Origin of the sequence: Pseudomonas sp. 43mfcvi1.1 (assembly GCF_900115935.1) — a bacterium.
Classification (GTDB): domain Bacteria; phylum Pseudomonadota; class Gammaproteobacteria; order Pseudomonadales; family Pseudomonadaceae; genus Aquipseudomonas; species Aquipseudomonas bijieensis.
Genome location: NZ_UETT01000003.1, coordinates 467,513 through 481,559, shown reverse-complemented (window position 1 = coordinate 481,559; position 14,047 = coordinate 467,513). Strand labels below are relative to the sequence as shown.

At 62.0% G+C, this 14,047-nt stretch carries 11 protein-coding genes; 9 read left to right on the top strand and 2 right to left on the bottom strand.

The annotated features are described in order from the left end of the window. Window positions 1-77: 77 nt before the first annotated feature. The 9 genes from DTP52_RS08290 (at window position 78) to DTP52_RS08245 (ending at window position 10,619) form a co-directional block, all read left to right on the top strand. Window positions 78-1,385: a CitMHS family transporter gene (locus DTP52_RS08290; protein ID WP_109752879.1), complete on the top strand. Its 1,308-nt coding sequence runs from the start codon at window positions 78-80 to the stop codon at window positions 1,383-1,385. Window positions 1,386-1,461: 76 nt separating this feature from the next. Then, window positions 1,462-2,229, top strand: a complete 768-nt coding sequence (locus DTP52_RS08285; protein WP_109752878.1) for a TerC family protein — start codon at window positions 1,462-1,464, stop codon at window positions 2,227-2,229. A 334-nt stretch (window positions 2,230-2,563) separates the two neighbouring features. Next, the gene (locus tag DTP52_RS08280) at window positions 2,564-4,222 is read left to right on the top strand and encodes a Na/Pi cotransporter family protein (protein ID WP_109752877.1); all 1,659 of its coding nucleotides are present in this window, start codon (window positions 2,564-2,566) and stop codon (window positions 4,220-4,222) included. Window positions 4,223-4,408: 186 nt separating this feature from the next. Next, on the top strand, window positions 4,409-5,800 hold the full coding sequence (locus tag DTP52_RS08275) for a pitrilysin family protein (protein ID WP_109752876.1): 1,392 nt from the start codon (window positions 4,409-4,411) through the stop codon (window positions 5,798-5,800). Between the two features lie 223 nt (window positions 5,801-6,023). Beyond that, window positions 6,024-7,049 carry a DUF5924 family protein gene (locus tag DTP52_RS08265; RefSeq protein WP_109752875.1) on the top strand — a complete coding sequence of 342 codons (1,026 nt, stop codon included), beginning with the start codon at window positions 6,024-6,026 and terminating at the stop codon, window positions 7,047-7,049. A 52-nt stretch (window positions 7,050-7,101) separates the two neighbouring features. Continuing rightward, window positions 7,102-8,250, top strand: coding sequence for an ABC transporter permease (locus tag DTP52_RS08260; protein ID WP_109752874.1), 1,149 nt, complete (start codon window positions 7,102-7,104; stop codon window positions 8,248-8,250). Beyond that, entirely contained in the window at window positions 8,247-9,050 is an 804-nt protein-coding gene (locus tag DTP52_RS08255; RefSeq protein WP_109752873.1) for an ABC transporter ATP-binding protein, read from the top strand. The genes DTP52_RS08260 and DTP52_RS08255 overlap by 4 nt, the downstream gene beginning before the upstream one ends. A gap of 1 nt (window position 9,051) precedes the next feature. Further along, window positions 9,052-9,990, top strand: coding sequence for an MlaD family protein (locus DTP52_RS08250; RefSeq protein WP_109752872.1), 939 nt, complete (start codon window positions 9,052-9,054; stop codon window positions 9,988-9,990). Continuing rightward, a complete protein-coding gene (locus tag DTP52_RS08245; RefSeq protein ID WP_109752871.1) occupies window positions 9,987-10,619 on the top strand; it encodes an ABC-type transport auxiliary lipoprotein family protein in 633 nt (210 codons plus the stop codon). Before DTP52_RS08250 ends, DTP52_RS08245 begins: the two co-directional genes overlap by 4 nt. A gap of 5 nt (window positions 10,620-10,624) precedes the next feature. Here the strand turns inward: DTP52_RS08245 and DTP52_RS08240 are convergent, their stop codons facing one another. Then, complete coding sequence (locus DTP52_RS08240; protein WP_109752870.1) at window positions 10,625-11,854, bottom strand: nucleoside recognition domain-containing protein; 1,230 nt, start codon at window positions 11,852-11,854, stop codon at window positions 10,625-10,627. A gap of 312 nt (window positions 11,855-12,166) precedes the next feature. After that, a complete protein-coding gene (gltP, locus tag DTP52_RS08235; RefSeq protein WP_109752869.1) occupies window positions 12,167-13,498 on the bottom strand; it encodes a glutamate/aspartate:proton symporter GltP in 1,332 nt (443 codons plus the stop codon). Between the last annotated feature and the right edge of the window lie 549 nt (window positions 13,499-14,047).

The window sequence follows — 14,047 nt, the reverse complement described above, 5'->3', positions numbered from 1 at the left end:
TCCGTCCCGAGCCCTGCATCCTGCGCTGACCCATCCGGTTCGCCTTTGCCCGCCGCGCCACGCCTGGAGTATTTCCTATGCTGACTTTCCTTGGCTTCGCCATGGTCATCACGTTCATGTTCCTGATCATGACCAAGCGCCTGTCCGCGCTGATCGCCTTGATCATCATCCCGATCCTGTTCGCCCTGTTCGGTGGCTTTGCGCCGAAGATCGGCCCGATGATGCTCGAAGGCATCACCAAGCTCGCCCCGACCGGGGTGATGCTGATGTTCGCGATTCTGTATTTTGCCCTGATGATCGACTCCGGCCTGTTCGACCCGGCCGTGCGCAAGATCCTCAAGCTGGTCAAGGGCGACCCGTTGAAAGTTTCGGTCGGTACCGCCGTCCTGGCGCTCGTCGTTTCCCTCGATGGTGACGGCGCGACCACTTACATGATCTGCGTCGCCGCGATGCTGCCGCTCTACAGCCGCATCGGCATGAGCCCGCGCATCATGGCTGGCCTGATCATCCTCGCCGGTGGCGTGATGAACATGACCCCGTGGGGCGGTCCGACGGCCCGCGCGGCCAGTGCGCTGCACGTGGACCCGTCCGACATCTTCGTGCCGATGATTCCTGCGATGGCCGCCGGCGTGGTGGCGATCTTGGTGATTGCCTACTTCTACGGCAAGCGTGAACGGGCGCGCCTGGGTGAATTGCACCTGGTCGGCGACGAGATCGATCACAGCGAAATCAGCGTTTCGCAGTTCCCGGATGCTCGCCGTCCGAAGCTGATCTGGTTCAACGGCCTGTTGACCCTGGCGTTGATGTGCACCCTGATCGCCGGCCTCCTGCCGCTCCCCGTGCTGTTCATGGTGGCGTTCAGTATCGCGATGATCGTCAACTACCCTTGCCTGCAACAGCAGAAGGATCGCGTCGCGGCTCATGCCGGCAGCGTGTTGTCGGTGGTCAGTCTGATTTTCGCGGCAGGTATTTTCACTGGTATCCTGTCCGGCACCGGCATGGTCGATGCCATGTCGAAAAGCCTGCTGGCGGTGATCCCTGATTTCCTCGGCCCGTACCTGGCGGTGATCACGGCGCTGGTAAGCATGCCATTCACGTTCTTCATGTCGAACGACGCGTTTTACTATGGTGTGTTGCCAGTGCTCTCCGAAGCGGCCAGCCACTACGGCATCACCGCGGTGGAAATGGCCCGGGCCTCGATCGTCGGCCAACCGGTCCATCTGCTGAGCCCGCTCGTACCATCGACCTACCTGCTGGTAGCGCTGGCCGGGATCGAGTTCGGCGATCACCAACGTTTCACCCTGAAGTGGGCAGTACTGGTCTGCCTGTGCATACTGGTTGCGGCATTGCTGTTGGGGACTTTCCCGCTGTTCAGCACTCTGTAACTGTAACGGCATCAAACGACTACGCCGCCAGCTCATCGCTGGCGTCGTGGTTTAACACTCGCTCAAAGGAACTCACATGGAATGGCTGACCAACCCGGAAATCTGGGTTGCCTTCTTTACCCTGACCGCCCTGGAAATTGTCCTGGGTATCGACAACATCATCATGATCTCGATCCTGGTCAGCCGCATGCCCAAGCACATGCAGGCGCGCACCCGGATCTTCGGCCTGGCGCTGGCCATGGTCACGCGGATCCTGTTGCTGCTGTCCATCACCTGGGTCATGCGCCTGACCGCCGACTTGTTCGAAGTGTTCGGCCAGGGTATCTCCGGTCGTGACCTGATCCTGTTCTTCGGTGGCCTGTTCCTGCTGTGGAAAAGCTCCCAGGAGATGTACCACGCGCTGGAAGGCGAAGATGAAACCAACGACGAGCCTGCGGGCAAGGGCGGCAATTTCATCTACACCATCATCCAGATCGCGATCATCGACATCGTGTTCTCCCTGGACTCGGTCATTACCGCCGTCGGCATGGTCTCCCACGTACCGGTGATGGTGGCGGCGATCATCGTTGCCGTGCTGGTGATGATGCTGGCCTCGGCCACCATCAGTGAGTTCATCGACAAGCACCCGTCGCTGAAAATGCTGGCGCTGTCGTTCCTGCTGGTGGTCGGTACCGTGCTGATCGCCGAATCGTTCGACGTGCACGTACCAAAAGGCTACGTCTACTTCGCCATGGCCTTCTCCCTGGCGGTGGAAGCCATCAACATCAAGATGCGCACGGCGATTGCCCGCAAGCGCAAGCAGCAGGATCCGGTGAAACTGCGTAAGGATGTTCCGGGCCAGTAAGGGTTGCGGGGCAATGAATGAAGGGGCTTTCGAGCCCCTTTTTCATGCCTGCCGGAAGGTAACCGGATGCAAAACCTGTGGGAGCGAGCCTGCTCGCGATGAGGCCGCAACATTCAATATCTTCATTGGCTAACAGACCGCTATCGCGAGCAGGCTCGCTCCCACAGGGTTTCGTGTCTTTGGTGAATGGTTTTTTATGACAGTTTTGTTTCAAAGCCATCTTTAGCTGTGCAATGCTGGCGCTCGAACCGTTCGGCAACTACAGCTTAAGTACAAGAAAGAAGAATGTGGCATCGTCAATTTGTCCCTTTGGGACGCTAACAGGGGGCTTCTCATGCTGACCCTGCTGAATTTGCTCTCCGCCGTGGCCCTGCTGATCTGGGGCACGCATATCGTGCGTACCGGCATCTTGCGGGTCTATGGCTCGAACCTGCGCCATGTCATCGGCCAGAACATGTCCAGGCGCTGGCTGGCGTTTGTCGCCGGCATCATGGTCACGGCCATGGTCCAGAGCAGCAACGCCACGGCCATGCTCGTCACCTCGTTCGTTGGCCAGGGCCTGATGGCGCTGACCCCGGCCCTGGCGACGATGCTGGGCGCCGATGTCGGCACCGCGCTGATGGCACGGGTGCTGACCCTCGACCTTTCGTGGCTGTCGCCGCTGCTGATTTTCCTCGGGGTGATATTTTTCCTGTCGCGCAAACAGACCCGCGTCGGGCAAATGGGTCGGGTCGGCATCGGCCTGGGCCTGATCATCCTGGCCCTGCAATTGATCGTCGAAGCCGCCGCGCCCATCACCCATGCCCAAGGCGTGAAAGTGATCTTCGCCTCGCTGACCGGCGACATCCTGCTCGATGCCTTGGTCGGTGCACTGTTCGCGATGATCTCCTATTCCAGCCTGGCCGCCGTGCTGTTGACCGCGACATTGGCCGGCGCCGCGGTGATCAGCCTGCCAGTGGCCATCGGCCTGGTGATCGGCGCCAACATCGGCAGCGGCGTCCTGGCATTCCTCAGTACCAGCATGCAGAACACCGCCGGGCGCCAGGTGGCGCTGGGCAGCCTGTTGTACAAGCTGATCGGGCTGTTGCTGATCATTCCAGTGCTCGATCCGCTGGTGGGCTGGCTGGACGGCCTGGATTTCAGCCCTCAGGAAACGGTCATCGGTTTCCATCTGCTCTATAACGCCGTGCGCTGCCTGGTGCTGCTGCCCAGCGTCGCGCCGATGGCCAGGCTCTGCACATGGTTGCTGCCGGAACGTCCGAACACCAACGGCACGGCCACGCCCCGGCATCTGGACCTCGCGGCCCTCGCCACGCCAAGCCTGGCGCTGGCGAACGCCGCCCGGGAAACCCTGCGCATCGGCGACCTGATTGAAAACATGCTCGAAGCCATGCTCGACGTGCTGCGCGGCGAGCAGACCGCGGTCACCCAGGAAGTACGGCGCATGAGTGACGACATTGAGGCGTTGTGCAGTGCCATCAAGTTGTACATGGCGCAAATGCCCCGCGAGGACCTCAGTGAACAGGACAGCCGTCGCTGGGCGGAAATCATCGAGCTGGCGATCAACCTCAAGCTGGCCAGCGATCTCATCGAGCGCATGTTGCGCAAGGTCCAGCAGCAGAAGACCTCGCAACGGCGCTCGTTTTCCGAGGTAGGCCTGGAGGAGCTGGCCGGGCTGCACAGCCACTTGATCGCCAACCTGCGGCTGGGCCTGTCGGTGTTCCTCAGTGCCGATCGGGAAAGCGCCCGCCAGTTGCTGCGTGAGAAACGGCGCTTTCGGGCGCAGGAACGGCGAATGGCCCATGCCCATGTCAGCCGCCTGCAGCGCAAGGTCGTGCAAAGCCTGGAGACCAGTTCCCTGCACCTGGAGCTGATCGCCGACATGAGACGCCTCAATTCGCTGTTTTGCGGCAGCGCCTATGTGGTGCTGGAGACGTCCGAGATCGGCGCGCTGGCGGCGGATGAAATTAGCGACATTACCCATTCGCCGTGAACGACTGGCGCGTTGGTCAGTCAGTAACAATGGCTCGGGCCTGAAACCGTTCACCGGCCCGCCTGCTCCCGCTGTCATGAAAACCCCATAGATTCGATAGGAGGAGCGAGCCGACCCCGGGCGACGATCCGCCGATGATGGCCTGCCCGGCACCATGGATCTCCACTCAGCCGCCAGGAAGCCCTTATGCGTTGTCTGTTGCTCGCCTTTCTTTTGCTCGGCTCATTGCCCGTGGTTGCCCTGGACCGGTTCCAGGTCGAAGGTTATACGTTGCCCAACGGCATGCAGCTGATGCTCAAGCCCGGCACCGAGCGCGGGCATGTGGCGATCCGCCTGGTGGTCGGCGTGGGCCTGGACGACTTCAGTTGCGCCGACAAGGAACTGCCCCATTTGCTCGAACACCTGCTGTTCAGCGGCGTCGACGAGAGTGGCGAAGGCGGCCTGGAGGAGCGCATGCAGGCCTTGGGTGGCGAGTGGAACGCCTTCACCAGCAACGCCGACACCACGTTTGTCATCGAAGCGCCGGCGCGCAACCAACGCAAAGTCCTGGACCTGCTACTGGCGTTGTTGACCCGCACCCGCCTCGATGAAAAAGCCCTGGAGGCGGCCAAGCGGGTGGTGGAACGCGAAGACGGCGGCCACTACACCCATCTGCAACGCTGGCTCGATCATCAGGACCTGGGCCACAAGGCCAGCAATCAGCTCGCAGTCGAGTTGGGCCTGCGCTGCGCGGAACGGGCCGAGGTCGAACACCTCACCCTTGCCCGGCTCAAGCAGGTGCGCAAGGACTGGTATGCGCCGAACAACATGACGCTGATCGTGGTCGGCGATCTCGACCGACTGCTGCCGGCCTACCTGGAACGCGCCTTTGGCGAACTCGAGCCAGTGGAGCCCAGCGTGCACGAGGCACTGCCGCAGATCCGCTACAAAGCGGTCACCAAACGCAACCTGATCCGTGGCCTGGTGGGCAACAGCGCCAAGCTGCATTGGCTGTTCCCGGAGCCGGTGCTGGACGAGCAGCATGACGAAACCTTCGACCTGCTCAAGGATTACCTGGACTGGGCGCTCTATCGCCAACTGCGCCTGGCCCGCGGCCTGTCCTACGGGCCGTGGACCGAGCGCGAGGTGTTCGGCGGCGTCGGCTTCTTCAGCCTGAATGCGGACCTGGCCCGCGAGGATCTACCCCAAGCGGAACAGGCGCTCGAGGAACTGCGTAATACGCTGCTCAAGGATGGCCTCGATCCCGACAGTTTCATGCGCATCAAACGTGCGGCCATCGCGCATCAGACCTGGGCGGTTCAAGGGAACAGCGCCCTGGCCGATTACTATTGGGGCGCCCTGGGTGATTATGAAGACGGCCGCTTCGCCAACCCGGCCGTGCGCTTGCAGGGGGTGAGCCTGGAACAGGCCAACGTGGCCCTGCGTGAACTGCTCAAGGACCCGGGTTACCTGCGTATCGAGAAGCCGTTGCTCAGTGATGATGAGCTCGTGTGGGGGTTGGGCGGTGTGCTGGGATTGCTGTTGCTCGGGTTGGTGGTGTGGCAGGTGCGACGCAGGGCCCGACCGAACGAAGAATGATTCGTGGCGGCCCACATTTGTGGCGAGGGAATCTGTCTGCTGTGTGGGAGCAAGGCTTGCCCGCGATGGACGCGACGCGGTCTTTCCGAAACCGAGGCGTCTGTTTCGCGAGCAAGCTTTGCTCCCACAGCAAATCCCACTTGCCACAAGAGCACTCGTCACATCGATGTCCTGACGATACTCTGTCAAGGATATTTCCTACGACTTACTGTGAAACCACCGAATGCAAAACCTGACGCTCTACGTCCAGCGCATCCTTGAATTGATGAAGCGTTATCCAGGGGTCATTGCGCTCGGTGGTTTCATCTCCGGGGTCGGCAGTTTCATGTTGGTGGACCGCCAGCAGGGCCTGGCGACCTGGATCGCCATCATGATGCTGGTGAGCTGGCTCTGGCTGATGGTCGAGAACAGCATGACCCGGCTGTTCACGCGGATTTTCAAGCGGGAAATACCCCAGCCGCTGTTGCGCTACGCCACGCAGATGATTCACCAGGAGAGCCTGTTTTTCGTCTTGCCGTTTTTCTTCATCACGACCACCTGGAACAGCAGCCAGCTGATTTTCACCGGCCTGCTGACGGTCGCGGCGCTGATCTCGATCACCGACCCGCTCTACTACAAATGGCTGGCACCGCGGCGCTGGGCGTTCCTGGCGTTGCACACGCTGACGCTGTTCGCCGCCCTGCTCACCGCGTTGCCGGTCATCCTGCACCTGACCACCGACCAGAGCTTCAAGCTGGCGCTGGGCATTGCCATGCTGCTGTCGTTTCCCAGCCTGGCCTCGATCTTCCCGATCCGCACCGTGCGCAACGCCTTGGCAATCCTGTGCATCACCTTGGGCATTGGCGCCGCCGGCTGGGTATTGCGCTCCTGGGTGCCGCCGGCCACGCTGTGGATGACCGAAGTGGCGATCAGCACCCAACTGGAGGACCGCACGCCGGGCGCCAGTCTCAAGGAAGTCAGCGCCGCCCAGATTCGCGGCAATGGCTTGTACGCCTACACGGCCATCAACGCGCCGCGTGGGCTCGATGAGCGGATTTATCATGTCTGGCAGTTCAACGGTAAAGAAGTCGACCGCATCGCCCTGGACATCCATGGCGGACGCAAGGAAGGCTATCGCGCCTGGACCCACAAACAGAACTTCCCGGATGACCCGACCGGCAAATGGCAGGTGCGGGTGTTGACGGAAAATGGCCAGATGATCGGTGTGCTGCGTTTCAATGTGAGCGCCGCCACACCCGAAGCAAAATGACCGCGGCCGTGCTATTAGGTAGCGCTGTTCAAGTCGAACGAGCATGGAGCTTATGACCCCAGGATCCCACACCGGCACTGCCCGACTGGATACGTCCGGCTCTGCGGCGAAGCTATGGGTCAGCGGCGACTGGACGCTGGCCCACTACCCGCAGCTCAAGCGCTTGAGCGACTCACTGCGCGGCCAATACGACGAAAACACCCTGATCGACCTCAACGGCCTCGGCGCCCTCGACACCGCCGGGGCTTCGTTGCTGGTGGAGTTGCTGGGTTCCGAACGGCTGGGCAAGACCGCCGAGCACCCCGATTGCAGCTTGCCGGCCGCCGAGCGGGCGCTGCTGCAGACGGTCTATTGCTCGCTGACGGACTTCTGTGTGCCGCTGAAAGAGCCCCAGGTCAGCGTGATGACACAGTTGCTGACGCGCATCGGCCGGGCCGTGGACAAAGTCTGGCAAGACACCCTGCAACTGCTGGGCTTTGTCGGCCTGATCCTGGAAACCCTGGCCCGCAACCTGTTTCGCCCCAAGCGCTGGCGCATGACAGCGATGGTCGTTCACATCGAACAGACCGGCCTGGACGCAGCCCCCATCGTCGCCCTACTGACGTTCCTGGTGGGCGCGGTGGTGGCGTTCCTCGGGGCGACCGTGCTGGCCGACTTCGGCGCCAGCATCTTTACCGTGGACCTGGTGGCGTTCTCATTCCTGCGCGAATTCGGTGTGTTGCTCACGGCGATCCTCATGGCGGGCCGCACCGCCAGCGCGTTTACCGCACAGATCGGCTCGATGAAGGCCAACGAAGAAATCGACGCGATCCGCACCCTTGGCCTCGATCCGGTCGAATTGCTGGTGGTACCACGGGTGCTGGCGCTGTTGGTGGCGCTGCCGATGCTGACCTTCCTGGCCATGCTCTCGGGCATTGTCGGCGGTGGAGTCGTGTGTGCCCTGTCGCTGGGTATTTCCCCGGCCATGTTCCTGTCGCTGCTGCAATCGGACATCGGCGTGCAGCATTTCCTGGTGGGGATGGTCAAGGCGCCGATCTTTGCCTTCCTGATCGCTGCCGTGGGCTGCCTGGAGGGCTTCAAGGTCAGCGGCAGCGCCGAGTCGGTCGGAGCCCACACCACGTCCAGCGTGGTGCAATCGATTTTCGTGGTGATCGTGCTGGATGCCGTGGCCGCGCTGTTTTTCATGGAGATGAACTGGTGAGCCAACCTTTGCGGCCGCCCACCGAGGCGGTGATTCAAGTGCGGGGCCTGTGCAATCGCTTTGGTCGCCAGAGTGTGCATGAAAACCTCGACCTGGATGTGTACAGGGGCGAGATTCTCGCCGTGGTCGGCGGTTCCGGCAGCGGCAAATCGGTGTTGTTGCGCAGCATCGTCGGCTTGAACCAGCCCAGCGAGGGTTCCGTGCGGGTGTTCGGCGAGGACTTGCCGAGCCTGCCCCCGGAACGACGTTCGCGGGTGGAGCGGCGCTTTGGCGTGCTGTTCCAGAAAGGCGCGCTGTTTTCGTCCCTGACCGTGACAGAGAACGTCGCCCTGCCGCTGATCGAACACGCCGGCCTCAGCCGCGCCGACGCCGAGCACCTGGCGGCGGTGAAGCTCGCCCTGGCCGGGCTGCCACTTTCTGCCGCAGACAAGTACCCCGCTTCGCTGTCCGGCGGCATGATCAAGCGCGCCGCCCTGGCCCGGGCGCTGGCCCTGGATCCGGACATCCTGTTTCTCGACGAACCCACCGCCGGGCTCGACCCCATCGGTGCGGCGGCGTTCGACCAGTTGATCCTGACGCTGCGCGATGCCCTGGGCTTGAGTGTGTTCCTGGTCACCCATGACCTGGACACGCTCTACACCATCACCGACCGGGTGGCGGTGCTGGCGCAGAAAAAAGTACTGGTGGCCGATGTCATCGACAAGGTGTCGGAAACCGACGACGCCTGGATTCACGAATACTTCCATGGCCCTCGCGGCCGCGCGGTGCTATCGGCCGCTATACAATCGAACGAGGTCTGACATGGAAACCCGAGCCCATCATGTGCTGATCGGCCTGTTCACCGTCATTGTGGTGGCCGGCGCCCTGCTGTTTGGCCTATGGCTGGCCAAGTCCAGTGTGGACAGCGAGTTCAAGGATTACGAAGTAGTGTTCAACGAGGCGGTCAGCGGCTTGTCCCGGGGCAGTTCGGTGGAATACAGCGGCATCAAGGTCGGCGACGTCGTCAATCTGCGCCTGGACCCGAACGACCCGCGCCGGGTGCTGGCGCGGATACGCTTGAGCGGTGAAACACCGATCAAGCAGGACACCCAGGCCAAGCTGGCCCTGACCGGCATCACCGGCACCTCGATCATCCAGCTCAGCGGCGGCACGCCCCAGAGCCCGGCGCTGACGGGGCACGACGGTGAACCGCCGGTGATCATCGCCGCGCCCTCGCCTATTGCCCGCCTGCTCAACAACAGCGATGACTTGATGACCAGCATCAACCTGTTGCTGCACAACGCCAACGAGGTGTTTTCCTCGGACAACGTCCAACGCCTGGGCAACACCCTCGAACACTTGGAGCAAACCACCGGGGTCATCGCCGAGCAGCGCGGCGACATTCGCCAGGCCATGCAGCAACTGGCGTCCATCGGCAAACAGGCCAGCGCCACGCTGGAACAGACCACGGCGTTGATGCGCAACGCCAATGGCTTGCTCGACGATCAAGGCAAGGCAGCCGTGGGCAGTGCCGGGCAGGCCATGCAATCGCTGGCCCGCAGCACGGCAACCCTCGACAAATTGCTGAACGACAACCGCGACTCGCTGAACAACGGCATGCAGGGCCTCAATGCCCTGGCACCGGCCGTGCGCGAGCTGCGCGAAACCCTCAGTGCCCTGCGCGGCATATCCCGGCGCCTGGACGCCAACCCCAGCGGCTATTTGCTGGGTAACGACAAGGACAAGGAGTTCACGCCATGAAGCCGACCCATCGACTCGTCCGCCCTGCCCTGTTGCTGACAGGGTTCATCCTGCTGGGCGGTTGTTCGATCCTGCCCAAGAGTGAACCTGCGGACATCTATCGCCTGCCCGCCACTCAGGCGTCCAGTGCTCCTGGCGTTGCGGTCAACTGGTCGTTGCGCCTGGCCAGCCCGCAAGCCAGCGAAGTGCTCAACAGCCCGAAAATCGCGGTCATTCCCCAAGGCAATCTGTTCAGCAGTTATGCGGCCTCGCGCTGGAGCGACCCAGCCCCGGTGTTGTTGCGCAACCGCCTGCTCGATGGCTTTGCCCAGGACGGGCGCGTCAGGCTGTTGAGCGTCGCCGACAGTAACCTGCAAGCAGACCTGGAGCTGGGCGGGCAGTTGCAAGCGTTCCAGACCGAATACCAGGGCACGGCGGCCAGCGTGGTGATTCGCCTGGACGCCCTGCTGGTGCGCGGGTTCGACCAACGCATCCTGGCCAGCCGCCGTTTTGAAGTGCACCAGCCGCTGGGCGATACAAAAGTGCCAGCGGTGGTGGACGGTTTTGGTCGGGCTGGTGATCGGCTGACCGCCGAAGTGGTGAACTGGACGTTGGAGCAGGGTCAGCGCTTCGCAACGCCGGCGCCCTGAAGGCCTCAGCCAAAGAACCAGTAGCAGACCCCGATCGCCGACAGCACGCCCGCCAGTTCGGCCAGCAACGCGCAGCCCACGGCATGGCGCGCTCGCTGGATGCCCACGGCGCCGAAATACACCGCCAGCACGTAGAATGTGGTCTCGGTGCTGCCCTGGATGGTCGCTGCCGCCAGGGCCGGGAAGCTGTCCACGCCGGAGGTCTTCATGGTCTCGATCAACATCGCCCGAGCGGCGCTGCCAGAGAACGGCTTGACCATGGCCGTCGGCAAGGCATCGACGAAACGCGTATCCCAGCCGGCCCACTGCACCAGGTGGCGAATGCCGTCCAGGCCGAAATCCAGCGCGCCCGAAGCCCGCAGAACACCCACGGCGCAGAGCATTGCCACCAGGTACGGCAGCAGGTTCTTGGCGACGTCGAAGCCTTCCTTGGCGCCCTCGATGAAGGCTTCATACACCTTGACCTTGCGCAGCGCGCCCACCACCAGGAACAGGATGATCAGGCCAAACAGCGTCAAGTTGCCGAGGATCGATGACAACCCGGCCAGGGCCGTGGCCGAGAGCGTCGCCAGCAGAGCCATGAAACCGCCCAGCGCCAGCGCACCTGGAATCAGGTAGGCCAGCACCACCGGATCCCACAGGCGCAGGCGCTGCATGAACGCCACGGACAGCAGCCCCATCAGGGTCGAGCCCGTGGTGGCGATCAGGATCGGCAGGAACACCAGCGTCGGGTCCGGCGCGCCCTGCTGGGCGCGGTACATGAAGATCGTCACCGGCAACAGCGTCAGTGACGAAGCGTTGAGCACCAGAAACAGGATCTGCGCATTGCTGGCGATGGTCGGGCTGGGGTTGAGGTCCTGCAGGGCGCGCATGGCCTTGAGGCCGATGGGCGTGGCGGCGTTGTCCAGTCCCAGGCCGTTGGCGGCGAAGTTGAGGGTGATCAGGCCAATGGCCGGGTGGCCGGCGGGCACTTCCGGCATCAAGCGCAGGAACAGCGGGCCGAGGGCCTTGGCCAGCCAATCGACGATGCCGGCCTTTTCGGCGATACGCAGAAAGCCCAGCCACAGGGTCAAGGTGCCGAACAGCAGGACCATCACCTCCACCGACAGCTTGGCCATGGCGAAAATGCTTTCCACCATGGCCGCGAAGATCCCGGCATTGCCGCCGATCAGCCACTGCGCCAGCGCCGACACGGCTGCCACGATAAAGAAGCCAAGCCACAGGCCATTGAGCATCGGTTAAATCCCCCGGAAGATGCCGCGAATGATAGCGGGGCTGGCAGAAACGACAAACCCCGGATTGCTCCGGGGTTTGGTCTGTTACTGCCAACGGCGAACTTTGTTGGGACAACTGTCTTGATCAATCAGTAAGACCGAGTCGCCACTTTCGCGAGCAAGCCCGCTCCCACAGGTTTCGAGGTGTTTATGAATAATGTGTTCACCTCGGATCAAATGTGGGAGCGGGCTTGCTCGCGAAGGGGCCGTCACATCCAACCTCTCTCTTGAGCCAGTCGGATCGCCGCACTGCAGCCCCCATAGGGTTGTGAATTAATGGCTGGAAGTTTCCCCCGCCGGCAGCGGCTCCTTGCTGCGCCAGTGCGGCAGGGAGTTCCAGTAGCGCTGGCCCTTGGCATCGTCGTACATGCCTTCCCAACGGGCGATGACCAGCACGGCCAGGGCGTTGCCGATGACGTTCAGGGCAGTACGGGCCATGTCCATGATGCGGTCGACACCGGCGATGAAGGCCAGGCCTTCCAGGGGAATACCCACGCTGCCCAAGGTAGCCAGCAACACCACGAACGACACACCCGGCACACCGGCAATGCCTTTGGAGGTGACCATCAAGGTCAGCACCAGCAGCAATTGCTGGCTGATGGACAGGTCGATGCCATACAGCTGGGCAATGAAAATCGCCGCGATGCTCTGGTACAGGGTCGAGCCGTCGAGGTTGAACGAATAGCCGGTAGGCACCACAAAGCTGCAGATGGCTTTCGGCGCGCCGTAGGCTTCCATCTTCTCGATCACCCGTGGCAGCACGGTTTCGGAGCTGGCGGTGGAGTAGGCCAGTACCAGCTCATCCTTGAAGATGCGCATCAGCTTGAGCACCGAGAAACCGAACAGGCGGGCGATCAGGCCCAGCACCACAAAGGCGAAGAAGGCGATGGCGACGTAAACCAGGATCACCAGTTTCGCCAGCGGCAGCAGGGATGCGAAACCGAAGTTGGCGACCGTCACCGCGATCAGGGCGAATACGCCAATCGGGGCGTATTGCATGATCATGTGGGTGACCTTGAACATGCTTTCCGACACGCCCTGGAACATTTTCACCAGCGGCTCGCGCAGGTCCGATTGCAGGCTGGACAGACCCAGGCCGAACAGTACGGAGAAGAAAATGATCGGCAGCATCTCGCCACGGGCAACGGCGGCGAAGATGTTCGACGGGATCAGGTTGAGGATGGTCTGGACAAACGCATGCTCATGCTGGACTTCAGCGGCGGTGGCCTGGTACTTGGAAATATCCACGGTACCCAGGGTGCTCATGTCGATGCCGCTGCCGGGCTGGAAGAAGTTGGCCAGCAACAGGCCGACGACGATGGCGATGGTGGTGACGATTTCGAAGTAAAGGATGGTCTTCAGGCCAATGCGCCCGAGCTTCTTGGCATCACCGACCCCGGCAATGCCGACGATCAGCGAGGAAATCACGATCGGGATCACGATCATCTTGATCAGACGGATAAAGATATCGCCCGCCGGTTGCAGAACGTTGCTGATCCACCAGGCCTTTTCGGCACTGAAATGGTTGAGCAGCGCGCCCAATGCAATCCCCAGCACCAGACCGATGAGGATCTGCCAGGCGAGGCTTAGTCGTGCCTTCTTCATATCGTTACCCTTACTTCAGTTGGTCTCGGACAGGGGTACGAACGGAATCGTCGATGACAAAACACATTCGCGCCCCTGCCCCCGTATAAGGTCACCCCGAGCGCATTAGCGGCTTACTGGCAGGCGAAAAAAGGCGCAACTATTGCGACGCAAGGGGGGCTCGTCTAATGCCGTAAACGCCTACCCTATGCCGAATCGGCATGAGATTTTTCAAACGAAACCCGCATCCCAACCGGTTCGAATAGGCCATTTATGCAGGCATAAGTGCCGTGAGCCGGCCATTTCAGCGTAGCTGCGCCTTCTCTCGCCAGCGGGGGCAACCAATAAAACGACTGCGAATCGAGACGTGTCCCGTGGGAGAAAACGCGCCGGCATTCTCCGATATACGGTCAGGGAAAGGGCAATAAATCGGCGGGAGGAGACAAAATGCCGCATCGCGCAGCAACCGGTGGCATCCAATCCATCAACCGCTCTGGCACAGGTATTCTGCGTTATAAAGCGCTACGCAAGTTCGCCCAGCCGTAATGGCTTTGCGAACCTGCGTTGCAG

Excerpts from the sequence above, each read along its gene's own strand:
- DTP52_RS08290 (WP_109752879.1), top strand. The coding sequence starts at position 78 with ATGCTGACTTTCCTTGGCTTCGCCATGGTCATCACGTTCATGTTCCTG.
- DTP52_RS08285 (WP_109752878.1), top strand. The coding sequence starts at position 1,462 with ATGGAATGGCTGACCAACCCGGAAATCTGGGTTGCCTTCTTTACCCTG.
- DTP52_RS08280 (WP_109752877.1), top strand. The coding sequence starts at position 2,564 with ATGCTGACCCTGCTGAATTTGCTCTCCGCCGTGGCCCTGCTGATCTGG.
- DTP52_RS08275 (WP_109752876.1), top strand. The coding sequence starts at position 4,409 with ATGCGTTGTCTGTTGCTCGCCTTTCTTTTGCTCGGCTCATTGCCCGTG.
- DTP52_RS08265 (WP_109752875.1), top strand. The coding sequence starts at position 6,024 with ATGCAAAACCTGACGCTCTACGTCCAGCGCATCCTTGAATTGATGAAG.
- DTP52_RS08260 (WP_109752874.1), top strand. The coding sequence starts at position 7,102 with ATGACCCCAGGATCCCACACCGGCACTGCCCGACTGGATACGTCCGGC.
- DTP52_RS08250 (WP_109752872.1), top strand. The coding sequence starts at position 9,052 with ATGGAAACCCGAGCCCATCATGTGCTGATCGGCCTGTTCACCGTCATT.
- DTP52_RS08245 (WP_109752871.1), top strand. The coding sequence starts at position 9,987 with ATGAAGCCGACCCATCGACTCGTCCGCCCTGCCCTGTTGCTGACAGGG.
- DTP52_RS08240 (WP_109752870.1), bottom strand. The coding sequence starts at position 11,854 with ATGCTCAATGGCCTGTGGCTTGGCTTCTTTATCGTGGCAGCCGTGTCG.
- gltP (WP_109752869.1), bottom strand. The coding sequence starts at position 13,498 with ATGAAGAAGGCACGACTAAGCCTCGCCTGGCAGATCCTCATCGGTCTG.